Annotated in this window: 20 protein-coding genes; 4 read left to right on the top strand and 16 right to left on the bottom strand. The window is 49.1% G+C overall.

All coding sequences use genetic code 11. The annotated features are described in order from the left end of the window. Nucleotides 1–3: 3 nt before the first annotated feature. Nucleotides 4–2172 (top strand): alpha-L-rhamnosidase C-terminal domain-containing protein, encoded by a 2169-nt coding sequence (locus tag KVT36_RS16285; protein ID WP_217604535.1) that lies wholly within the window; start codon nt 4–6, stop codon nt 2170–2172. Here KVT36_RS16285 and KVT36_RS16290 read toward each other — a convergent pair. Genes KVT36_RS16290 through KVT36_RS16320 form a run of 7 tightly spaced genes read right to left on the bottom strand, consistent with a single transcriptional unit; the run spans nt 2167 to nt 12911 of the window. Then, nucleotides 2167–3678: a phytoene desaturase family protein gene (locus tag KVT36_RS16290; RefSeq protein ID WP_368670029.1), complete on the bottom strand. Its 1512-nt coding sequence runs from the start codon at nt 3676–3678 to the stop codon at nt 2167–2169. The two genes, KVT36_RS16285 and KVT36_RS16290, sit on opposite strands and share 6 nt — an antisense overlap. Continuing rightward, nucleotides 3641–4864, bottom strand: coding sequence for a sulfite dehydrogenase (gene soxC, locus KVT36_RS16295; RefSeq protein ID WP_217604537.1), 1224 nt, complete (start codon nt 4862–4864; stop codon nt 3641–3643). The genes KVT36_RS16290 and soxC overlap by 38 nt, the downstream gene beginning before the upstream one ends. Nucleotides 4865–4873: 9 nt before the next feature. Next, nucleotides 4874–5416, bottom strand: coding sequence for a c-type cytochrome (locus KVT36_RS16300; protein ID WP_217604538.1), 543 nt, complete (start codon nt 5414–5416; stop codon nt 4874–4876). 31 nt (nt 5417–5447) lie between these two features. Then, nucleotides 5448–7091 carry an MFS transporter gene (locus KVT36_RS16305; RefSeq protein ID WP_217604539.1) on the bottom strand — a complete coding sequence of 548 codons (1644 nt, stop codon included), beginning with the start codon at nt 7089–7091 and terminating at the stop codon, nt 5448–5450. Nucleotides 7092–7115: 24 nt separating this feature from the next. Beyond that, nucleotides 7116–8480: a DoxX family protein gene (locus KVT36_RS16310; RefSeq protein WP_217604540.1), complete on the bottom strand. Its 1365-nt coding sequence runs from the start codon at nt 8478–8480 to the stop codon at nt 7116–7118. A gap of 23 nt (nt 8481–8503) precedes the next feature. Continuing rightward, nucleotides 8504–9850, bottom strand: coding sequence for a RagB/SusD family nutrient uptake outer membrane protein (locus KVT36_RS16315; protein ID WP_217604541.1), 1347 nt, complete (start codon nt 9848–9850; stop codon nt 8504–8506). A 22-nt stretch (nt 9851–9872) separates the two neighbouring features. Continuing rightward, entirely contained in the window at nt 9873–12911 is a 3039-nt protein-coding gene (locus tag KVT36_RS16320) for a TonB-dependent receptor (protein WP_217604542.1), read from the bottom strand. A 597-nt stretch (nt 12912–13508) separates the two neighbouring features. Between KVT36_RS16320 and KVT36_RS16325 the strand changes: the two genes are divergently transcribed. Further along, the gene (locus tag KVT36_RS16325) at nt 13509–15068 is read left to right on the top strand and encodes a right-handed parallel beta-helix repeat-containing protein (protein ID WP_254640047.1); all 1560 of its coding nucleotides are present in this window, start codon (nt 13509–13511) and stop codon (nt 15066–15068) included. 173 nt (nt 15069–15241) lie between these two features. Here KVT36_RS16325 and dusB read toward each other — a convergent pair whose 3' ends face one another. Further along, on the bottom strand, nt 15242–16279 hold the full coding sequence (gene dusB, locus KVT36_RS16330; protein WP_217604543.1) for a tRNA dihydrouridine synthase DusB: 1038 nt from the start codon (nt 16277–16279) through the stop codon (nt 15242–15244). Between the two features lie 47 nt (nt 16280–16326). On the opposite strand from dusB, the gene KVT36_RS16335 reads away from it, so the two are divergent. Continuing rightward, entirely contained in the window at nt 16327–16851 is a 525-nt protein-coding gene (locus tag KVT36_RS16335) for a class I SAM-dependent methyltransferase (RefSeq protein ID WP_217604544.1), read from the top strand. 68 nt (nt 16852–16919) lie between these two features. On the opposite strand, the gene KVT36_RS16340 is transcribed toward KVT36_RS16335, so the two are convergent. After that, complete coding sequence (locus tag KVT36_RS16340; protein ID WP_217604545.1) at nt 16920–17417, bottom strand: DinB family protein; 498 nt, start codon at nt 17415–17417, stop codon at nt 16920–16922. Nucleotides 17418–17629: 212 nt separating this feature from the next. Here KVT36_RS16340 and KVT36_RS16345 point away from each other — a divergent pair, with 212 nt between their 5' ends. Then, a complete protein-coding gene (locus tag KVT36_RS16345; RefSeq protein ID WP_217604546.1) occupies nt 17630–18070 on the top strand; it encodes a hypothetical protein in 441 nt (146 codons plus the stop codon). Between the two features lie 4 nt (nt 18071–18074). Here the strand turns inward: KVT36_RS16345 and KVT36_RS16350 are convergent, their stop codons facing one another. The 7 genes from KVT36_RS16350 to KVT36_RS16380 form a co-directional block, all read right to left on the bottom strand. After that, nucleotides 18075–20249 carry a DUF5916 domain-containing protein gene (locus KVT36_RS16350; RefSeq protein WP_368670030.1) on the bottom strand — a complete coding sequence of 725 codons (2175 nt, stop codon included), beginning with the start codon at nt 20247–20249 and terminating at the stop codon, nt 18075–18077. Between the two features lie 56 nt (nt 20250–20305). Then, nucleotides 20306–21013, bottom strand: coding sequence for a hypothetical protein (locus KVT36_RS16355; protein ID WP_217604547.1), 708 nt, complete (start codon nt 21011–21013; stop codon nt 20306–20308). 1 nt (nt 21014) lies between these two features. Next, nucleotides 21015–21521, bottom strand: coding sequence for a hypothetical protein (locus KVT36_RS16360; protein WP_217604548.1), 507 nt, complete (start codon nt 21519–21521; stop codon nt 21015–21017). A gap of 15 nt (nt 21522–21536) precedes the next feature. Further along, nucleotides 21537–22265 carry an intradiol ring-cleavage dioxygenase gene (locus KVT36_RS16365; protein ID WP_217604549.1) on the bottom strand — a complete coding sequence of 243 codons (729 nt, stop codon included), beginning with the start codon at nt 22263–22265 and terminating at the stop codon, nt 21537–21539. A 271-nt stretch (nt 22266–22536) separates the two neighbouring features. Further along, complete coding sequence (locus KVT36_RS16370; protein WP_217604550.1) at nt 22537–23307, bottom strand: DUF1080 domain-containing protein; 771 nt, start codon at nt 23305–23307, stop codon at nt 22537–22539. 82 nt (nt 23308–23389) lie between these two features. Then, entirely contained in the window at nt 23390–23923 is a 534-nt protein-coding gene (locus KVT36_RS16375) for a thioredoxin domain-containing protein (protein ID WP_217604551.1), read from the bottom strand. Between the two features lie 11 nt (nt 23924–23934). Continuing rightward, the gene (locus KVT36_RS16380; protein WP_254640048.1) at nt 23935–24414 is read right to left on the bottom strand and encodes a redoxin domain-containing protein; all 480 of its coding nucleotides are present in this window, start codon (nt 24412–24414) and stop codon (nt 23935–23937) included. Nucleotides 24415–24474: the final 60 nt, after the last annotated feature.

Here is a 24474-nt window from a genome sequence, read left to right on the forward strand (position 1 = left end):
GTTATGAAGAAGTTCTCTATTGCTGTTCTTTTATTAATAAGTGTCTTTGGGACAGATATTCTGCATGCGCAGTCTAAGGCTACCTGGATCTGGTACCCCGGCGATTTTGAAATATGGCTGGGCAATAAAATGCAGAACCGGCGTACGGAGCGTGGCGCTTTCCTTCCCCCTTTCTGGCGCATGGACAGTCATTATGTGCTGATGGATTTTCACAAAGTATTTAATCTTGCTGCGCCGGAAGAGGTAACATTGTATGCAGAAGGATCTTATAACGTAAAGCTGGATAGCAAAATGCTGCCGGGCCGCCCGCAAAAAGTAACCATACCGGCCGGGAAACACCGGCTGAATATAAAAGTATATAACCAAACCCAGGTACCTGCCATTTTTGTGCAGGGCAAAACAGTGGTTTCTGATTCTACCTGGAAGGTGACCTACGAGGATAAGGAATGGATTGATGCCACGGGCATGGTATCCTCCCAGTCAGGCACCAAATGGCTGCAGGCCGGCTCCTGGAACTTTCATGACCCATTAATGCCGCCTTCCCAGTTCAAGTTGAATGTGCAGCCGCAATCGCCTGTAAAAACCACACGCAGCGGGCAATCTATGCTGGTGGATTTTGGTAAGGAAACATTTGGATTTATACAGCTGCATGGCTTAAAGGGGAATGGTAAAGTAGCCATTTATTACGGGGAGTCGCAGGAAGAAGCCCTGGCCACCACTACCTGTGAAACGCTGGACCAGCTGGATGTGCAGCAGGCTGCCGCTAAAGATTCCACCATGCCGCTTTCCAAAGCGTTCCGTTTTGTGAATATACAGTATGAAGGCGATGTGAAGATAGATTCCGTATCCATGTTGTACGAGTTTTTACCCGTAGCTAACCGTGGCAGCTTCCATTGTTCCGATGAGCAGGTGAACCAGATCTGGAACGTGGCCGCCTACACGCTGCACTTAAATACCCGTGAGTTTTTTATTGACGGCATTAAGCGCGACCGCTGGATATGGTCTGGCGATGCATACCAGAGCTTTCTGATGAACTATTACCTGTTCTTTGATGCGCCTACGGTATCCCGCACCCTGCTGGCCCTGCGTGGTAAAGACCCGGTGAGCAGCCATATAAATACCATCATGGATTATACCTTTTACTGGTTCCTGGGTATTTATGATTATTACCTGTACACAGGTGATGAAACTTTTATACAACAGTTTTACCCGCGCATGCAAAGCCTCATTGAGTTTTGCCTGCAACGCCGTAATAAGGATGGTATGCTGGAAGGCCTGCCCGGCGACTGGGTATTTATTGACTGGGCAGATGGGTTAAGCAAACAGGGAGAAGTAAGCTTTGAGCAGCTGTTATTTTGCCGCAGCCTGGAAACCATGGCCCTGTGTGCAGACCTTGTAAAGGATAAAACCGGCGCTACGCAGTACAAACAGCTGGCTGCTGACCTGCACACCAAACTGTTTGCCTACTACTGGGATGCGGGCAAACAGGCGCTGGTGCATAGCCGCATAAATGGTACCCCTACCAATTATGTAACACGTTACAGCAATATGTTCTCCATATTTTTTGATTACCTCAATGAGGCACAGAAACAGGGTGTAAAACAGCATGTGCTGCTGAATGATAGTGTGCAGCAGATCACCACGCCTTATATGCGTTTTTATGAGCTGGAAGCCTTATGCGCCATGGGTGAGCAAAATTATGTGCTGAAGGAAATGAAGGATTACTGGGGTGGTATGCTTAAGCTGGGCGCTACCTCTTTCTGGGAAAAGTATGATCCCAAAGAAAAGGGTGCGGAACATTATGCCATGTATGGCCGGCCCTTTGGGCGCAGCTTATGCCATGCCTGGGGCGCCAGCCCTATTTATTTGCTGGGCAAATATTATTTAGGTGTGCGGCCTACGGCGCCGGCTTATAAAAGCTGGATAATGGAGCCTGCCTTAGGCGGCCTGCAATGGATGGAGGGTACGGTGCCTACACCGGATGGAGATATTAAAGTGTATTGCAACACTAAACAGATCAAAGTGCAATCAGGTACGGGAACGGGTACACTGCGTTTTAAAAGCAGAAGCAAGCCCACTTGTGCGGGAGCGGAGATTAGTGCAAAGGGAAATGGTGTGTATGAGATAACAATAGAGAAAGGAAAGGCTTATGAGGTGAAGTATGGGTTATAACTTTATATCAAACACATCCCTCAACGCCCTTTTAGCCGCATGAAACCCGCACATACCATGTACGCCGCCACCGGGCGGTGTGGAAGAAGAACAGATATAAACACCCTTAGCAGATGTTCTATACGGCGACCAGCGCAATGCCGGGCGGGTATATAATTGCTGGATGTTTTGTATGCCGCCATTAATATCCCCACCAATATAGTTGGGATTATAAACCTGCATTTGCGCGGTATGCATGGTATGCCGGCCTATGATCAGCTTTTTAAAACCTGGTGCATAACGCTCTATCTGGTTCTCTATAATCTCCGTCATATCCTGCTGTGAGCCATTGGGTACATGGCAATACGCCCAGGCCACCTGCTTGCCATGCGGTGCACGGGAGGTATCAAACAAACTTTGCTGCGCTAATAATACATAAGGTTGCTGTACATGCTGCCCGGCGGCAGTAGCTTTTTCACCAGCAGCAATCTGTTCAAATGTACCGCCTAAATGCACGGTGCCCGCCTGCCGGCATTCCGCTGCAGTAAAGGGAATGGGCCCATCCAGCGCCCAGTCTGTTTTAAAAACACCCATACCATACTGGTAGTGCTGCAGCTGCCATTTGTATAAAGCAGAGAACTGGTCGCCGGCTATGTCCAGCAGCTGTTTGGGTGTTACATCCAGCAGCACGGCGCGGGAGGGGGGCAGCTGGTTCAGCTTCTGCACATAAAAGTTGGTTTCAATTTTTCCACCAAGAGACACAAAATAAGCGGCCAGCGCTTTGGCAATAGCTATGGAGCCACCAACCGGAACGGGCCAGCCCTGTGCATGCCCTGCTGCCAGCAATACCAGCCCAATGGCGGATGTGGTGAGGTTGCTAAGCGGTTGTATGGCATGCGCGGCCATGCCCGCCCATAAACCTCTTGCTTTTTGTGTATGAAATCGTTTAGCCAGGTACGTTGCAGATGTTAATGCATTCAGCCCAAAACGGGCCATCACTAAGGGGTGTTTGGGAAAACGCAAAGGCCCCAGTATATCAGGCGCCAGCTGTGGCAGATCCTTTACCAGTGGCTGTAACAGCTGCAGGTAGGTTTGCTCATCGCTTCCTAACAGCTGTGCAGTTTCCTGAATGGATTTTTTTAACACTGCGGCGCTGCCATCATCAAAAGGATGCGCTGCGGCTACTTCCGGGTATATGAATTGCAGGCCATGCTGCGCTAAAGGCAAAGAAGAAAAAAAAGGTGAGATAACAGCTGTGGGGTGAATAGCAGAACAGATATCGTGCACAAATCCTGGCAGCGTAAGCTCCGCAGAGCGTAAGCCGCCGCCAATAGTTTCCTTCCCCTCTACCAGTAAAACGGATAAGCCTGCCTGCTGCATAGCAATGGCGGCTGCCAGTCCATTGGGGCCGGAACCTACTACCACTGCATCATATTCGGGTTGCTGCATGTTATCAAAATAAGTGTTTTTTATTGACAATGTGGTGTGCTCATTTCCATTTTTCAGGTTTGAACAGCACCTTACCATCCCGCTGTATTACCCAGGCGGTAATGGGATTCATATGGTACCCTCCCATATCTGTGCCGCGTGCATTCACTAATTGTTGTAAGCTGGGCTGTGTATATCCTGTTTCATCAATGGCGCGGCTCATGATCTCTGTAGTATCGCCATTCCACTGCCATAAATAGCGGAAACCGGTATGCGCCTTGTCCAGCACAGGCTCCTGCAAACGGGCTGCCTGCCAGGTTTTACCGGCATCTGTGCTCACCTCTACTTTTACAATTTTACCCCATCCGCTCCACGCAATACCGCGGATCTCTATCCAGCCTTTGGCTACCTGCTGCGGAAAAGCAGGGAAGGTAATGATGGAGCGGGCATCCATCTCAAAGCTGAACTGGCGGATGCGGTCTTTTACGGCATAAGTGTATTTAGAAGTTTCTTCCCGTGTCATGTAAGGCTGGTCAGAAAGCTCCAGGCGGCGCAGCCATTTTACACTGGTATTGCCTTCCCAGCCCGGCAGCAATAAACGTGCGGGATAACCCTGCTCCGGGCGGATGGCTTCCCCGTTCTGCGCGTATACGATCATGGCATCATCCCAGGCTTTTTTAACAGGAATGCTGCGGGTCATAATGGCGGCATCACCACCTTCTGCCAGGAACCAGCTGGCTTTGGGCTGCACGCCTGTTTCACGGAACAGGGTGGAGAGCATTACACCCGTCCATTCACTTTGGCTGGTAAGGCCGCAGATTTCTTGCGGGGTAAGCGTTTCCTTACTATTGCGGAAGTTACCGGAGCATTCTAAAAAACAAATGCGGGATACAGAGGGGAAACGCTTCAGATCCGCCAGGGTGAACACCATGGGCTTATTCACCATGCCATGGATCAGCAGCTCATATTTATGCGGATCAATGGCCGGTACACCGGCATGATGGCGCTCATAATGCCGGTCTGATGGTGTAATGATCCCATACAGATCCTGCAGCGGTGTGCGCGAAGAAATGTCGGAAGGTTTTTTTACTACGTGCTCAAATGCAGAGCGGGTGCCTGTTTCGCCGGGCGGCGGTCCTATTGTTTTAGTAGGGTCTGCTGACTGCAGCACAGATTCCGGTATGCCCGCGTGGATCATTTTCCCGTAAGAGGATTTGAACAGCATTACAGCGGCAGTAGCGGCCCCGCCCAACATGGTACGCCGGCTGATCTTTCTTTTACTCATATATCACGGTTAGCGAATCTCCGGCCCCGCATGCCGGTTATCCGGTACAAATAATTTTTTTGCAGGCATGGTCACCTTCGGTAAAGATGCCGCGTTCATCGCTGTTTGCGCGGTAATAATATTGTTGGCATTTAAGATATAAGCGGTAAGGCTATATACTTCATTATCCGTTAAGGTGCCTGGCGCATTGTAAGGCATGGTCCTGCGTACATAATCAAAAATGGTAGTGGCATAGGGCCAGTAGTTACCAATGGTCTTTAGCTTGTTGCGGTCTGCGCCTGCGTTGTCATTCATCAGTGCAGGGCCGGGCAGTTTTACATCCATCGGTTCTGCACCAATGCCATGGCATGCGGCGCATTTAGCCATATAAATGGTTTTGCCGGTAGCGGCATCACCGGCGCCGGGTGGTAATCCTTTCCCATCCGGCCGTACATCTATATCCAGCTTTGCTATTTCAGCCTGCGTGGCCGGCCGGCCAAATCCAAAGGCAGCCGGCCAGTTAGCAGTATCTTGTAAAACCACTGTGCTGTTACTATTGTGCTTACAGGACATGCAGAGCATATAACTGTACAGTATATACGTTTTAATATTTACCTGCATCCAGTGTACTGGGTTTTACCTGGTAGGGCCGGTTCACGCGGTCCAGCACTACGTAAATAGAATCTTTATGCTCATCCACACCTTTCAGTATTACGTGCGATCCGTCTGTTGTTTCATATTGCAGCACCATGCGGTTCCGGTGCTCATTTTTGAGCGGCGCTGCAAATTCACGGTCGCGGCGGGCAGTCCATACTGTTTTATCGATCATGTGGTTCTCATCACCAATATGCGCCCAGGCTGCTTTGGAGATCCAGTTACGGTCAGTGGTATCCTTGTCATGCCTGCGGCCTTCTTTAGCCAGCGGCTTGCCGGCATTCAGATCATAATTCTGATCACCACCCACACCGGCTACACGGTTCCTGCGGTCGGGGATTGCTTTGTATTTATCCTGCAGGTATAACACATGGTCAATGCTGTCTGCATAGTAGTGGAAAACCCGCTGCCCGCCACCGGTACCCGTAAGCTCAAAGGTGCGGTTAATGTCCCGCATAGGATCACCACCACCGTTAGAGAGATCAATGAATGCAGCACGATTAACCGTATACGTTAGGCTGGTCCATTTTTCAAAGGTTACCCGTTGCCAGCGGATGCTATCAGTAGGGTCGTAAGGAATAACCCTGTTATTAATGCGGAATTCCGTTACCCGGTAGTTGCCTCTTAAAGCACGCACACCGGCAGTGGAAGGTTGTTTGTAGGGATCATACTTATAGTTCACCAGCTGCAGGTAATACAACACACCCAGGAACAATACGATCACACCGGTTTTCAATGCCACGCGCGCATACTGCCATCCTTTTGAGAATACAGGGAAATGGTATAACGGAACGGTATATTCTTCTTTGATCCAGTAGCGGTACAGCTTGGGCACATCCTGCACCAGCAGGAAGCCGCCTAACAGCACAAAGTAGGAGCTGTATACGTGCACACCGCCATCATAGGCAAAGTTCACATACACAATATCGCCTAAAGCGCCTACCAGCAGGGCTGCGCCCAGGGTAGTGGTTTTGCGGAAGAACAGCAGCGTACCGGCCGTTACCTCCACTATACCTGCAAATACCTGGTACCAGGGCACTATGCCTATGATAAGCCAGTAGATCTTTTGTGCAGAGAAATCGCCAAAGTTAGTGTTCAGCAATCCTAAAGATGGGAAAGGCATTTGTACCGGCAGCAGCTTGGTAAAACCAAAGCCAATAATGCCAATGCCTGCACGGTAACGCACCACTACCCGCAGCCAGTAATACAGCTGGTTATATTCCAGTGGCGGATCTTTACGGCGGCTGTCTATCACTGTCCATATTAAACCTCCTGCAACAGATACCAGGAAAGTAATGATCCAGTTGGCATAACCGTACAGGGGACTGCCAAAGATAGTGTTGCCAAATACATTGATGCCGGAGCCGAACCGCGCAATATCATACAGGTCGCGGTAATGCAGGCGCGTCCAGTTAATATGGAATACATGGCTATACCATTCCGCATTATTGGGAATGGAGATGGCCACAAAAAAGATGAATGCAATGCGGAAAGCAATCAGCTCATATGTTTTCCAGGGCGTGGAAATGCCGGCCAGGGGCGGAAGCTGGTTATCCCGTGCGGCATGTATTTCAGGAATGGTGATGGTAGACATAACAATATTTTTCAGATGAACTGATTATAGTTTGATGGACCTGCTACGGCCTTTTTTGGTCACTTCTTCCAGCAGGTATTTCTTATTCACCCGGTCTAATACAACGTACACAGAGTCTTTGGCCTGGTTAGCGCCAGCCAGGATGAGCGTACTATCATTAGGCCGCTCATAATGCAGCAGCCATTGCTCTGCACGATGGTGCGGGTTGCGGTTTTGCAGCACCAGCAGCTGGTGCACGGTATCGGCCTGGTAGCTGTAATAATGTCTTGCAGCACTGCCTTGTAGCTCAAAGGTGCGGTCCTGATCTGTGGTGTGAATGCTGTCCACATTCGTGGAATCAATAACCACCGGGCGGTTGGAGCGGATGCTGAGTGTATTCCATTTTTCCAATACCACATCCTGCCAGCGCACAGGATCAATATCACTGTAGGGTAATGTTTGATGATTGTAACGGAACTCGCGCACGTTATATAAACCCTGCACGCCTGCCAAACCAGGTGCAGCAGGATATTGATATTGTATAGCAGCATAAGTTTGCGCGCCATAGATGACGCCAAAGAACAGTACTACAAAAGCTTTCAGCGCTAAGCGGGCATACCGCAGCCTGGGCTGGGTGAATGAAGGCCGGTAATTATTGGGTGCGGTAGGGCGGCCAAAAGCCAGCAGGTTGGTGAGCTTAGGCACATCATACGCAAACAGGAACAGCGCAATTAATACCAGGTAAAAACTGTACACCGCTTCACCGCCACCGTAAGCCAGGTTAGACATAAACACGTTGCCGGTAAAAGCCAGTACAATGAATGCGCCCAGCGTAGTGGTTTTGCGGTATAACAGCAGTACTGCTGCAATGATCTCCACCAGCCCCAGGAAAGTTTCATAACCCGGTACAATGCCCAGGCTTAAGGAAAATAATTTCCACTCCGTAAAATCACCGTAAGGTGTATTCAGGTTACTCAGGGAAGGAGGGGGCGACTGCAGCGGGAAGAATTTTATAAATCCGTAAGCCAGCAATGCAATGGCCAGGCGGTAGCGCAACAGCACGCGCAGCCAGTAATACAGCGCATCGTAATTAGTGCTGTACTGGTTCTTTTTATCTAAATAACTCCATATTACAGTGCCGGCAGCTGCAATACCCAGAAAAATAGCCCAGTCTGCAAAACGCGTTTGCCCGGCAAAAAAGCTGGGCGTATAATGCGCAATGTTAAAAATGTCTGCATACTGCAGGTGCAGCCAGTTAATGGCAAAAAGATCCCGGTAAAATTTCCAGTCCAGCGGTAGTACCTGTACCAGGAAATAAATAAAGAACAACCGGAAGATGATCTTCTGATATGCTTTCCACCCCGTGGATGCAGGAGGCGTATGCGCGGGATTGTAGGTGGCTGTTGTCATGTTTTAAAATTTATGATAACACATTAATATCCTTTGTTCTGTTCAAGGTCTATATCATTCAGCACTTCGCCGGCTGGTATGGGCAGCACCTGTTTGTTAACATCGGTAACACCCAATACAGCAGCGGCCCTGTTGGTGCGCACCAGGTCGTACCAGCGGTGCCCTTCAAAAGCAAATTCCAGCCGTCTTTCATTTTCGATGGCCAGCAACAGGTCGCTTTTTGATGCTGCTTCGCTGGGCGGCACACCGGCCCGGCTGTGTACTGCATTCAGATCGCTGACAGCGCCGGTTAAGTTGTTGAGCTGTGCACGCGCTTCTGCACGTATCAGCCACAGCTCTGCAATACGTATTACAAATGCAGGATCCGTGGCCGGGCTGCGGTAATATAGATTGCCGTACCAAAGGCCGGCAGATGTTTTTGCTACCAGCGCGCTGCGGTTGCCTCCAATAGCGGGATCATTTACCAGCGCCAGGAAAGCATCATTGGGCGCCCATTGGCGCGTACCGCCATTAGCGGGCGGCTGCCAGCTATTGCGGTGTGAGTTGGTATAAGTGGCGCTGTAAGAAAGCTCCAGCACAGATTCGGAGGTGGCAGTGGCATTGTTGGCAAAAAATGCGCTGTAAGGCTGCACCAGCTTATAGTTGGCAGAATCGGCAATCACTTTGGTGGCATAGGTTTCCGCATCGGCCCATTGCTGGCGGTATAAATGATAACGCGCACGTAAGGCCCAGGCAGTTTTTTGCGTGGCGCGGAAACGGTTGGTGGTGGCGGGCAGCAGGGAATCTGCTGCTACCAGGTCGCTCAGCACCTGGTTATAGGTTTGATCCAGGCTGCTGCGTTTAATGCCGTATTTATCTGATGGGGTAATGGTGGGTGTAAGCGTGATCTGCACCCCGCCCCAGGTACGTGCCAGGTCAAAATAGCCCAGGGCTCTTACAAAATAAGCTTCCCCTGTAAACTGGTTTTTCAGCTGCTGTGTAAGCAAAGGATCAGTAACAGCCGGTACTTTGGCAATGATATGATTGGCGCGGTTAATAGTCGCATAAATGCCGGACCACGCGCTGGCTATATTGGCATTGTCGGCCCGCACATTATGGCTGATGAACTGCTGTATAATGGATTGGGAGCCGGTCCATACAATGTTATCGCCGGATAAATAGCCAATGGAAACAAAGTTGCTGCCGTAATAAGCGTCGGCTGATAAAGCCCGGTAAAGGCCCCTGGTTGCGGTTTCTGCGGATGATTTGTCCGTGATCGCTGCTGAATTATCATCTGAAATTGCATCCTGCGGCTGCACGTCCAGGAATTTTTTGCAGGACAGCAGCAGCACGGAGGCCAGGAACGGAAGTATATATTTACTTGTTTGCATTGTGTTCTTTTTTAACGGTTCATTAAAGCGTTACATTCACTCCAAACTGCACGGTGCGGGGCTGGGGCGCAGTGCCCAGGTCAAGCCCCTGTACGTTCTGCAGGGAGGTTACATTCACTTCCGGATCAGGCCCTGAGTATTTTTTAAACAGTAACAGGTTGCTGCCGGTGAAGTATACCCGCACGGTCTGGAAACCTGCACGGGAGGTAATGCTTTTGGGAACCGTGTATCCTAAGGTGAGGGAGCTGAGCTTCAGGAAAGAGCCATCTTCCAGGAAACGGTTGTTCTGCTCCAGCGTATAGTTGTTACCGTAAGCAGTAACGCGGGGCACATCGGTAATATCGCCGGGTTTCTGCCAGCGGTTTAGCTGGCCGGCAAATAATACGCGGTTGGCATCGCGGGTACCGCCTCCTTCACCAAAGAAACGGTTCAGGTTATATACATCGTTCCCGTACTGGAAGGTGAAGGCAACGCCCAGGTCAAAACCCTTATAGGTGAAGTTGTTGGTAATGCCGCCAAAAAATTTGGGAATAGCGCTGCCCATGATCTGCCGGTCTGCCACGGTGATCTGCCCGTCTTTATTCACATCTTCAAACACTGCGTTACCGGTTTGCGGATCCACATACAGCTGTTTATACAACCAGAAGGAGTACATAGAGTAACCCTGCTGCAGCCTTACCCAGTCGCGGTTGTAATAGGTGACTGGTATTGGCAGCTGTACTATTTTATTGCTGTTGCCGGAGATATTGAAATTTGTTTGCCAGGTAAAGTGGCGGTTGCGGATGTTAAAGGTATTAATGGCTACTTCATACCCTTTGTTGTTGATCACACCTGCATTGCTGGCGTAGGAGTTAAAACCGGAAATGGCGTTCACCGGCAGCTGTAACAAAGCATCTGTAGTATGTTTTGAATATAGGTTCACCTCAATGCCTATACGGTCATTTAACAATCCCAGGTCTACACCAATGTTGGCTTGCCTTGTTTTTTCCCAGCGCAGGTCAGGGTTAGAAAGCTGCAGCGGGTAAATGCCCGGCTGGTCGCCGCTGGTGGTGTTATCCGGGTAGCCGGCGCCGCCAGACCATAAGCCCTGTGCGGCAAAGTTGTTAATACCATTCTGGTTACCGGTAAGACCAATGCTGCCGCGCAGTTTCAGGTCGCTGATACTGTTCACATCTTTCAGGAAACCCTCTTCCTTCAAACGCCAGGCAGCGCCTACTGCCGGGAAATACCCGAACTGGTGATTGGCGCCAAAACGGGAGGACCCATCTGCACGCACGCTGAACTCTACAAAATATTTGTTGGCATAATTATAATCTACCCTGCCAAAGAAAGAGGCCAGGTTGGCTTTGCTCCATAATTGTGAGGAGGTGCGGGTAGCGGCAGCAGAGATCAGCTTAAATGCGTTACTGGGAAAACCGGAACCCTGTGCAGAGGTAGTGCTTTGTATATTACTCTGCAGGGTATTACCCACCAGGATACCAAAAGTGTGTACCGTGTTCAGTGTTTTACGGTAGGTTAATGTTTGTTCATTGATCCAGGTAGTGTTCTGCGTAAGCGCAGAAGTGGCCAAACCATTGGTAGGGGCGGATCCCAGCTGGGTAAGGTTGTTCCAGTACTCTGATTCATCGTAGTGATTATAATCCAGGCTCCAGCTGGTGCGGAACTTCAGGTCCGGGATGATCTCTGCCTCTGCATAGATATTGCCAATGTAACGGAGGCTGGTAGTATTTACATCATAATTATTCAGCAGCACATCCAGGTTATCAAAACCTGCGTAACGGGCAGGCGTACCATCCGGATTTACTTCCGGTAAATAAGTTGGCGTGTGCAGGGCTGTTTGTAATAAACCACCCTGGGGGCCATCGCCGGAGCGGGCCTGGTTGCGGAAGCTGCGATACAGGCTGTTGCTGGTACCTACGGTAATTTTATCGCCCACCTTCTGATCAAAGTTGAACTTTAAGCTGGCACGGTTAAAATCAATGGGTTTAATATCCGCCTGCTGCTGCGTGTAGCCGGCGCCGATATAATATTTATTGGTAGGACTGCCACCCTGCAAAGCCAGGTTGTAATTATGCAGCAAACCGGTGCGGAACAATTTATGCAGGCGGTCATAGGTCTGCTGTTCTTTCGGTGTGCCGCGGCCGCCGTCTGCTACAGGGCGGAAGGGCACCTGTGCATATTTTTTTATGCCTGCCTGGTCACCGGCTGCAATGGCATCTGCTTCTGAGTTCCTGTAAAACTCATTCATGATCTCCGCATGTTCCGGTCCGGTGGTAAGGTCCCACAGCTGGGGCGCCCATGCCCAGCCATGTGAAGTATTAAAAGTGACAGTGGGTTTGGTGCCAAACTTACCGCGTTTGGTAGTAATGATCACCACCCCGTTAGCGCCGCGTGATCCGTAAATGGCGGTGGCGCTGGCATCTTTCAGCACTTCAATGCTTTCAATATCTGCCGGGTTAATGTCTGCAATGGGAGAGGTAGCGCGGCCACCGGTGCTTACGGTTTGCAGGCTGGTGTTGTTAATGAATACGCCATCTACTACATACAAAGGGTCATTACTGGCATTAATGGAGGTAGCGCCGCGTACGCGGATAAATACTCCATCGCCCGGTACGCCGGTATTGGAGTTAATTTGTACGCCGGCTGCTTTACCTTGCAGCTGGGCATCTACACCGGCTACAGGAATGTCCTTAATGCCGCTTGCATTTACCTTTGAAATAGAGCTGATCAGGCTTTTACGTTGCTGTGTGCCATAACCTACTACCACTACATCATTCAGCTGTGTGTTGGCAGCCTCTAATCCAAGGACAATGCCGGTGCGCTGGTTAGCGGTTATTTCCGCCTGTTTATAGCCAATGTAAGAAACCTGGAACGTTATAGGCAGGCGCTGGCCGGTTAGGAAATTAAATTCACCCTTGTCGTTGGTTAAACCATCGTGCGTGGTATTCTTAATATGTACGGTGGCGCCGGGTAAAGGTGTTTTTGTTTGTGCATCTATGACTACGCCTGAAAGCGTGATGTTATCCTGGTTCTGTGCATAGGTAAAGAGCGGGAGCAGCATGATCCACGATATAATGGCAATCTTCATTATATTTGTATTGGTAATAAATAATAAGGCAGGTAGCTAGTGATTTACTCACTAACAGCCATTTAACTCAGCCTTTTTTTACTCGCCGGAATTGTTGCAGCAATTCCGGTTTTTCATTTTAAACGTGCGTTATAACATAGGCAGTCACGCGGTCTTACACCGCCTGCGCGGTGAAGGCCATTTCCTTTAGTTGTGTTCATGTTCCCCGATGTATTATAAAGTATGAATAAGATCCCAAAGACCTGTGCGCTGTACTACAGCTATGCTGCTGAAGAGTGGTGGGCTTAGCGGCAGCATATTACCTGGTGTGTTAAATCTGTCACAATATTAGATAAAAAATATTTAGTCTACAAGAGTGGTGGACTATTTTTTTATTAATTAATGGATGAACGGCGCGGATAGGGGCGGAGATGCGCCCAGATGGAGCAACAAAAAAACTTTTAAAAAAACACTGTTTTCCCCGGTCCTTTGAATCAGCCCCTTCGTCTTTATACCAGATGGCCATCTATTTGAAAAACTATATGTAGTATGTACCCTTACTCTCATTGATTAACACTAAAATGGAAAACTATGAAACCCAAAGTAATGAAAGCATTCATGGCAGGATGTTTATGCCTGCTGGTGATCACCTCCTGCAAAAAGGAAGAAACAGAGCAGTCCCCTTCAAACGGGCGTAAGGCAAACACGGAGCTGGCCATTGTGAGCTACTATGTTAATGGCGCCTCCGGTAACGATGCTAATGCCGGTACCAGCACTTCTACTGCTTTAAAGACCATACAGGCGGCCCTGAATAAAACAACAGAAGGTGCAGGCGCTACTATTCATGTTGTAGCGGGCACCTATAAAGAAAGGCTGTGGTGGCCGCATTCAGGCGCTTCTGCCGACGAGCCTATTACGCTTACCAATTATAATGACGGCGTGGTGATCCTGGATGGGGTAAATGCAACGAACGATACACAGGCCCAGATGATTGCTGTTAGCAGCAGAAGCCATATCCGCATTGATGGCATCAGAATAGCAAATAACATCCGCAATTTTGCTGCTGGTATTTATATTATCGGGTCGGGAACAGATGTAGAGGTATCCAACTGTAAGATCTATAACATTGGCTGGACCACTGATTCAACCGCCATGCCTTCTTCTTCTGACAATGCCAATCCGCTGGTAGTGGTAGGCTCCGGAGCCGATTCCTACAATGAGATCTTTGTAGGAGATAATGAAATATACAGCTGCAATACTGGTTATAGCGAAGGGCTTACCCTGTCCGGCAACGTGGAAAACTTCCTGATAGAAGGTAATGTTGTACACCATATCCGGAACATAGGTATTGATATGACCGGACATTATAGCTGGACAGGCGCACCGGATAATGTGAACTTTGCACGTAACGGTAATGTAAAATATAACATTGTACATCACTGCGTATCGCCGGTGGCTACCAATGGCGGCATTTATGTGGATGGCGGTAAATGGATCAATGTAGAGGGCAACACCTGTTACGAGAACCTGGCCGGTATTACGGTGGGTTGCGAGAACAATAATTACACCGCTGATGGCATCAACATCCGCGACAACTTTATTTATAATAATAAAGATGCCGGCATCATTTTCGGTTCCAATGCGCCCAACAGTAAAGTGATCAATTCAAGCATCACCAACAATACTTTCTTCAAGAATTATACGAAAGGAGGATGGGGCGGCGAGATCAGCCTGCAGAACACAGATGAAGCTACCATCAGGAATAACATTGTACAGTCCAACAGCAATATTGTTGTTATTGCCCTTTCCGGTTATACTTCCACCAACCTGCATATGGATTACAACCGTTATTATTCTGTTTCCGGCAGCGCAGCAACTGTTACGTTTGATTGGGCTATGACGGCAACAACCTATGGATCGCTGGCTGCTTTTGTAAGCGCCACCGGCCAGGATGTACATTCTACCTACGGTATCCCGTCTTTTGTGAACAGCAGCCTGTCCACGCTCAACCTGCATCTTGCCAGCGGCTCTGCTGCTGTGAATACAGGTGATCCGGCATTTGTGACCGGGTACCAGGAGTTTGATATTGATCAGCAGACCCGTGTAAGGAATGGCCGGGTGGATATTGGAGCGGATGAAACGTCGTTTTGAAGAATGTAAAAAGTAAATTTTTAAATCATAAATGTAAAAGTGAAATGCCGCGAACATAAGCCTATTCGATTTCGCGGCATTTCACTTTTACATTTATCCCGTTCATAAAGTCTTTTAAATGGCCTCTATGAACCTCCTTCACCGGTTTGAAATTTTACATTCTTTTTGGCTGTTTACAGCGGGCAATTCTCGTGGTAATCGATCAGCTCTATGGGCGTTCTTTGCAGCTCAAACCCGGCATAGGCCGTTAAGATCTCGTCCAGCACAGCTTCTACTTCCGTTACTTCCGTTAACCGGTTCAGCTTGTTGCGGTACTCTTTAATATTAGGTAGGCCCTTGAGATAGCTGGCATAACGGCCCCGCATTTCGTTGATGCCTACCCGTTGGTTCTGCCATTTAATAGCTTCGTGTAAATGTTTTCTGCAAACGGCTACTCTTTCCTCAACCGTGGGCGGGGGCAGTAATTCGCCGGTTTGTATATAATGTTTTATTTCGCGGAAGATCCAGGGATAACCAATGGCTGCGCGGCCTATCATTACGCCATCCACGCCGTAGCGGTTCTTATATTCCAGCGCTTTTTGCGGGCTGTCTATATCACCGTTACCGAAAATGGGAATGTGAATGCGGGGATTGTTCTTCACTTTAGCTATCAGGCTCCAGTCAGCTTCCCCTTTATACATCTGGCTGCGGGTGCGGCCATGGATGGAGAGGGCCTGTATGCCCACATCCTGCAGGCGTTCGGCTACTTCTTCAATGTTCTTGGTTTGTTCATCCCAGCCCAGGCGGGTTTTTACGGTAACCGGCAGTTTGGTGGCCTTTACACAGGCTGCGGTTAAGCGCACCATGAGATCCACATCCTTTAATACGCCGGCTCCGGCGCCTTTGCAGGCTACCTTTTTTACAGGGCAGCCAAAGTTAATGTCCAGCAGGTCGGGGTTGGTTACATCTACAATACCGGATGCCAGCGCCATGCTTTCCTCATCACCGCCAAAGATCTGGATGCCTACGGGGCGCTCTTCCTCAAAAATATCCAGCTTGCGGCGGCAGTTAATGGCATTGCGGATCAGGCCCTCACTGGAAATAAATTCCGTGTACATGAGGTCTGCCCCGTTATCCTTACACAGGATGCGGAAAGGCGGATCGCTCACATCTTCCATGGGCGCCAGCAGCAGCGGGAAATCCGGCAGTGATATGTTTCCTATTCTGATCAAAACTATCTTTGTAAATTTGCGCCGGCAAAGATACTCAATTTTCAGGGATGGAACTTAAAGACGCAATTGCACTGGTACAAAACGGGGGGATTCATACAAACGGCAGCGCTGCCTGGGCCGATCTGGGCTGTGGCGGGGGCTTATTCACGGCGGCTTTAGCCAGCCTGCTGCCTGCAAACAGCACTATTTACGCGGTTGACAAAGCGCCCGTAAAATTACAAAACAACGACTTTCCGCCCGGGGTGAAGGTACAGCCCCTGCGGCTGGATTTTGTGGCGAATGAGCTGCCTTTTCAGGACCTGGATGGGATACTAATGGCCAATTCCTTACATTATGTAAGCGACCAGCCAGGCTTTATCCGCAAGTTGAGCCGTCACTTAAAAGAAGATGGCTGTTTCCTGGTTTGTGAATATGATACGGATAACGCTAACCGCTGGGTGCCTTATCCACTAAGCTATCACAGCCTGTTACGGCTGTTTCACAAGGTTGGTTATACTACTATTGAACGGCTGCATGAACATCCTTCCATTTACGGCCGCGCTAATATTTATTCGGTACGGATCAGCCGGTAATATCTCATAATTACAATAGAAAGGCGCAGCGTTTCCACTGCACCTTTCTATTATAATTTATTGCTACCTCAGAAATTCATTTCATCTGCACTGGGGCCATAGCTGCCGGGGATGGGCACATCCAGCAGGCGCAGGTACACACCTAGCTGGGCGCGGTGGTGCACGGTTTGGCAGTATGCCATGCGGATCACCTCTGCCTTGGACCTGGTGCTATACACCTGGTCGCCATTGCGCAGGGTCCAGCTATCGGCAAGCTGCTCATCTTTAGCACCTTCCAGGGCAGCTTTGCCCTGGGAAAGGCTCCTGTTAAAGTAGGCTAACAGGTCATCGTTGTTTTCTATTACTTCCTGTTTGTAAGGGTTGTTGGCAAAATCCAGCTCGCTGGTGTGCAGGGTCATTTCTACCCAGCCTGGCAGCTCCGCTACGTGGGTGGCTAACCATTTCAGCGTACCGCTTTTAGGATGGGGTTTCCAGTCAAATTTGTCAGCTGGTACGCGTTCCAGCATTTTACGGGTGGTATTGGCTTCGTTTTCGAGTTCTGTAAGTAACAGTTGCATCTGTGTCATAGTGGTAGTTTTTTGTTTGTTGATACAAAGGAACTACCGGGTTGTGACAACCTTATGTCAGCAGGTTTTTAGAAAGTTTAATTATTTTTTCCAGGCCCTGCCGGATGTCAAGTATTCCATTCCCCTTGTCAAGACCAGGCAGGGTGTACTAACAGGATGTTGTTGTTTTGTGGTGAATAACAAATGATCCTTCACCTCAAAAACATGATTGTATGCAAAACATTGCTTTTAAACAAGCCCTGTTAGGAACCGGCCTGCTGGCCTTTTTCTGCCTGGCGCTGTTCTCATTTAAAGCGCCATTCGGGGTAGACAGCTATGAAATTTACCTGAACAACAAGCTGGTATTAAAACAATATGCTTCCAAAGAGATCAGCTTACAAAGCCTGGCGCTGGATAAGGCCAGCCCTGATGATCAGCTGGTGGTGTATTATACGCATTGCCACGGCAAAACATCCGGTACAGGGCGCAGCCTTACCATTAAAGATAATGGTGGCCGCATAGTAAAAGAATGGAAGTTTGAAGACAGTAAAAAAGAAATGACCATCCCGGTAAAGGCATTACAGCAGCTGGAAAAAAATAATGCCAAAAGCCACCTGACCCTGTACTATGCAGCATCTGAGCTGCCGGGCGGGCAAATGCTGGCCGCTTTGTAACATTCTAAATATTCAGCCAGTACACCAGCTTTAGCACCAATGCCCTGTTCTTTACATAAAAGGGCGCCGGCAGGTAGTTGTCGGTATATACAATGAACAGGTCCGATGCCGGGCGGTAACGCCACTGGAAACGGGTATTGAGGTTCATATTCTTCAGCTGTTCATTATACTGCATAAAACCGGTAAAGAACAGGGTGTTGGTCATGGTAACATCCAGGCGGGGTCCTACCAGCCAGAATTTATTATTTCCCCAGGGCTGGGGCAGGCGTATATCATTATACGTAGTGCTTAATGCAATGCTTACAAAGGGTTGAAAGCGGTAACCCAGCTCACTTCCCAGCGTAGTACGCGTACCATCTGCATAATAACCGCCATAGCGGCCGGAGAAGGAGTACGTGAAAAGGCTTTGCGGTTTGGATACATAATCCACCCCCACTGTATTCCAGTTATGCTGCGAGCCGGTTGGCAGGCTATCCTTACCGGTGTTGGTAGGGTCAAAAGGTAGTAACAGCTTAATGTAGTTGTTGGATGCCCAGGCAGTGAGCGTATTACGCTTGCGGAACACAATGGCGTAAGAGAGCATGGTTTCATTATCCGTACGTTTCATGTGCTCATCATAAAAGCTGGTGGATATGAGCTGCGGCCCGTGGCTCAGTACCGGCCCTGTTTTCGGGAAAAAGAGGTGTGTGATCTGAGGCCCCAGCTTTATATACCCCTGGCGTGGTACATACCCTACTTCTGCATTATAGTTACGGCCCACGTATTCATGCTGCCAGCCAATATTCCAGGTGCGGCTGGTATATTGCAGGTTAGCAGCCTGCGCCCAGTCATGCCCGCTTTTACCCGGGCTGGCGGACTTTAATAACAATGCTTTACCGGTCCAGAAATTATTGGCAGAGGCCAGGTTGTACTCCAGCCCCAGGTTGCGGTTATAACGGGAGTACAGGGGTTTTTCCGAAGTATTGTCCGGCGTATAGTTCAGTGATTCTTTGTTGATGAACAGGAAACCGATATTGGAGCGGGCAAATACACGCCGCTGCAAAGCCGCTACGGTAAAGTTCTGCGCCGGTAAGCCCAGGCCTTCATCTTTAGCTGTTTGCATGTTCATAAAACCCATGCGCCAGTTGCGGTTCAGCTTTCCGCTCAGGCGTGCGCCAAAACGGATAGGCACTCCTAATCCAATACGGCGCGAGAAAAAAGGCCGCAGCGTAGCGTATCCAAAGTTGGTGAACTGATCGCCGTTTTCCAGGAAGAACTGCCTTTTTTCCGGGTAAAACAGCTCAAAGCGGTCCAGGTTAGTGACCTGTTTATCTACATCCACCTGGGAAAAATCCGGGTTTACGGTCAGGTCCAGGTTCAGGGAAGAGGTAACGGCTATCTTGGCATCCACACCGGCTTCGCGGCGGTAATTATTTTTGGTGCCGGCTGTATAATCTTTATTAATGCCGCCCAGCAAATAGGGGATAATGGAAATATTGGGCCCGGGATCCGGTGGCGGCACATCCCATACCAGCACGCCGGTATAGGCCAGGGAAGCGGATGGGAACTGCCTTGGCACGGGCGCCCAGCTGCTTTTCTCCGTTGTTTTCAGATCATTGCGACCAAAATTTATACCCCATTTATTAATGCCTTTTTTATAACGTATAGTCTTAAACGGTATAGCGGCTTCAAACACCCATTTATCCGGGTAGTTCTTCACTACAGAGGTCCATTTGTTATCCCAGCTCAGGTCTACTTTACCGCCATCATACATCAGTCCATCCCACTGGGCCCCGGCGGCATTGGCGCCAAAGGAAAAACCATTGGTCTGGTCATCAAAGGGGTCCATGAACAAAAGGAAATTATCATTCTTCAGGAAAGCAAAGTCACGTTTCAGGGATTCCACCATGTAAGGCCCGGGCAGGGCGTTGTAGTTTTCAACCAGCAGGTAAAGGTGCTGTGCATCATAGGTCATGCGCACATCTGTACGCACATTGGCGTAGCTGGTATCCATGGGCAGGATCATGTAAAAGTTGGTGGCGGTGTCTGCCTGCTGCCAGCCTGCGTCGTCAATAATACCGTCTACCTTCACCGGGGTAGCGGTTCTGCGTATATGAAGCTGAAATGTTTCGTTCTTCTTTTGCGCCATTACCGGAAGGCAAAACAGGCAAAGGCAAAGCAAACGTGGAATAGTGCGCACAATAGTCAGTTGCTGGTTGACTGACAAAATACAAAAAACAGCTACCAAATACCAGCTTACACCTGCCGCTCATCATATTGTGCCTGTAAGGGCACTGCTGCAATGATCACAATGGCATCGTTGGATAGCGCTTCCAGCTCCACTTCCCTTATATCCCACAACGCCAATCCATCCCTGGCATTTAGCAGCCGGTACTGGACCTCAAAAGCGCCTTCCAGCACAAACACAAATAACCCCTGATCCGGGGCGGCCAGGGAGTGTACGGCTTCAGCCCGTCCGTTAAACTTCCCTATCCAGCACTGCCGCCCCATGGGAATCAGCTGGTCTTTATGCAGGTTCAGGTCAAAGTCTGTGAGTTGTTTAACACTGCTGTCTGCAGCTGCCCTGCACTTGAACCACCATTGTAAAAAGTTCACCAAAGCATTTTCGTAAGGGTTGCTGATAACCAGCACTACCTCCCTTGGTGAGGTGTAGTATAACGACTGGCCGGCGGTAACCTGCCCGGACTGGCCGGTACTGTCTTTCCAGGTAATAGCGCCCACCGTAGGCAGCAGCAGGATATCAGTAGCTGCATTTACATGCAGGGTAATGCTTTGCTCCGCATCCAGGGTATCTTCATGCAGGGCATACAGCGCGCCAAAAGGCGTTTTATGCTCATTATAGAATCCATCGGCATTAAAGGTGTAATAGCGCCGGTGCCCTGCATGCTCCTGCCGGCCTCTTTCGTCTGCCAGGAATATTTTCCCCTGTGATTGCGGTAGCATATTAAAGCAGCTTTATATCATGAATATTCAGGAAAGGCTGCAGCGTAAACAGTTCTGTAGTTAAACGCCCTTCCTCATCCGGCGTATCGTTTAAGGTTACCAGCAGCTGGTTGCCGATGGTATCGTACCAGGTAATGGGTTCCGATAAGAAATTGATGGCTACCTGGTGCTGCGTTTTTTGCCGGATGTTGCTGTTAATGATCTCGAACTTGAAGTTCCTGAACGGTAAAAAATGTTTTCCTACAGCATTCAGTATATCCGGAACCTTACTGTTTAAAGGCATCAGGTGCCCTGTTACGGCCGGGCTTACCAGGAAATGTAATTTCTCCGCACCCGGCACATAGGTAAGCAGCTCGCCAAACGTGCTGTACTTTTTTTCCTGGTTGTAGTACTGCGCCTGCATCAGGAATTCGGTATAGCTATCCTCAAACACATGCTGCTCCCATGTTTTGCGGGATTGTGCATCAATTACTTTCCGGTATAATAAACGGATGCTCTTTTTTGACATAGGTGATTATTATTATCAGGCGCTTACATAAATGGTTTGCGTGAGCGTGTAACCATCACTTACACTGCCTGTAACAGTAGCCAGCTCACTGCTTAAAGAATCGCTGAACACCATGTCGGCTGTATTGGCAGTGTCCTGCGTGCCGTGTGCTTTATAATCAGCTGCGGTAGTGTACACCGTATTACATACATCTGTAGGGAAAGCAATTTGCGTTACCATTAAAGAGGTGCCGCTGGAATTGTACACATGCACATGTATATGCGGTGCGCGGCCGGAATACCAGCCGGGGAAAATGCTGGTGAAGGTTACCAGGCCATTTGAATCCGTAGTCTGGCGGCCACGCAGGAAGTGGGAGCCGCTATAGTCTATGCTGGAATAACCGCCGCCCGGGTTTACTGTGTATTCAGAGTAATAACCTACGGATGTGCAATGCCAGATATCCACCAGCGCATTGGCCAGCGCACTACAGCTGTTCTTCACGTTCTTGATATAGATCTTAACGGTAAGCGGTACACCGGCCTGCCCATCTACAATATTGCTTCTTACATAAGAAGAAGGGCTTTTAGTGGGATAAGGCCCGGCGGTTTCAGTAGGTGTGGTAGAGCAGCTGCCGTCGCTGCTGGTTTCAGTGCCGGTAGTGGTAGTGGTGGTGGCGTCGTCTTTAGTGCAGGATTTAGCCAGTGGCGCTATTGCTGCCAGTCCTAAAGCGGCTAAACCGTTCTTTAAAAAGAGCTTTCTTTCCATACAATGTAGTTTTAGAAGGTTCCTGTGGTCGTTGTTGTGGCTTATTGCTGGTGTAAAGATTAGGGGAAGCGGGGAGCTAAAATGTTATCTGCCGTTAAAGGGAGGGTTTGTGCCGATGAACTTTTGGGGAATAAAAAAAGTCCTGCAGCGATGCAGGACTATTAGAAGAATGTAAAATGTAAAATTTTAAATGATAAATGTAAAAATAAATGCAGCGGAGATACTACCCCGACTTTTACATTTTAAATTTTACATTCATCATTTTACATTACTATAACTCCCTTACCCAGATATTGCGGAAGCTAGGCGGCTCGCTTTTATCGCCATGGGCCTGCAGCTTAATAGGCGCGGGACCGTGAGCGGCTTTCTCATAAGAGGCTTTACCAATATAACGGGTAGGGCCTTGCAGCTCCGTATTGTTCTGTACCAGCACGCCATTATGGATCACTGTTACATGGGCAGGTGATTTCAGAGAGCCATCGTCGTTAAAACGGGGCGCTGTCCAAAAGACATCGTACGACTGCCATTCGCCGGGTTTTTTACAGGCATTTGCCAGCGGCGGTGTTTGTTTGTACAAGCTGCCGGCCTGTCCGTTCACATAAGTAGCGTTGTTGTAATTATCCAATACCTGCAGCTCATATCCATCATCCCCTTTGCCAATGGATGCCAGGAAAATGCCGCTGTTGCCGCGTGCCTGACCGGTGCCGGTAATGCTGGCGGGTATACGGTATTCAATATGCAGCTGGTAATCAGTGAAGGTACGTTTGGTTTCTATGTTGCCCTGGGTTTTATCAACCGTTAAAATGCCGTTGGCCACTTTCCATTTGGCGGGCTGTCCTTCATTGTTTACAGATACCCATTCAGCCAGGTTGCTGCCATCAAAAAGTTTAATAGCGTCAGAAGGCGCATCGGCAGTGCTTTTGCCGGGTGTAACTACTTTTGGAACCGGGGACCATACCTCTGTTTCTTCAGGTTTGGTTTGAGCGAACGCGGAAGTGCTTAGCAGAGCAGCCGTTGCTGCTACAAGTATTCTCTTATGCATGATCACAATAATTTAATCCTCTAATTTAGCTTTCAAATTGATAAATTAACAGGATAAATTACCAGAAACTGGACGAACGGTTTTAGCGGTGTGCCTGCGCTTCCCTTTCCACGGCATGTAAAAGTGATTCATACGTTTCATCATAGGCTATCTTCTCCCCGTTCACAAAAAATGTAGGCGTGCCATTTACCCCGCTGCGGATGCCGCTTTCAAAATCAGCTTCTACTTTTTGCTGCAGGGCCTCACTTTTCCAGTCCTGCGCAAACTGCTGCATATCCAGGTCCAGCGCTTCTGCAAAGGAAAGCAGGCTGTTGCCATCGAGGTGATCCTGGTGCTCAAAAATAATATCGTGCATTAACCAGAACTTGCCCTGCTGGCCGGCTGCTTCTGCTGCCAGCGCAGCTATATAAGCGGCAGGGTGTGCTTCCTGCAAGGGGAAATTGCGGAACACAAACAGGATGTCCTTTTCTTTTTCTGCCAGTAATCTTTTGATGAACGGATGTGCAATACCGCAATGGCTGCATTGATAATCGCCGTATTCAACCAGCGTAACGGGGGCGCCACGGTAGCCGGTTTGCCGGTCGCTGCCGGAGACAGGGGGTTTTAATGTTGACATAAGCTGTTGTTTTAATGTTGACCATTATCCATGGTTTCCAGCGCTTCCAGGATACCGTCTGCACCGGGATTAATGCCATCCGGTGAAAGATAGCTCCATTGTATTACACCTTGTTCATCTATCACAAACAAAGCACGTTTACTTTGTCCATCTTCCTCGTTATAGGCGCCATACAGGCGGGATACTTCCCCCTTTGGCTCAAAATCGGCCAGCAGCGGAAAATGCAAATGGCGGTCCTGCTCAAAGGCCAGGTGGCACCATTTACTGTCTACTGAAATGCCGATCACTTCTGCGTTATGCTGCTGAAAAAGTTTGCGTGCTTCATTGTATACTGCCATCTGGTCACTGCATACCGGGCTCCAGTCTGCAGGGTAAAAGGCCAGTATCACCCGTTTGCCTTTCAGGTCGTGCAGCTTTAACCGTTGGTCAGGGGTGCAATGCAGATCAAAGTCCGGGGCAGCGGCGCCTTTTTCTAAAATGGATCCAGCCATATTGTTGTTGTGTTTTAAGTGTTACAACATAAAGCTAATATCATACCGTTGCTGCCGGGC

Origin of the sequence: Chitinophaga sp. GbtcB8 (assembly GCF_019091455.1) — a bacterium.
Lineage (GTDB): Bacteria > Bacteroidota > Bacteroidia > Chitinophagales > Chitinophagaceae > Chitinophaga.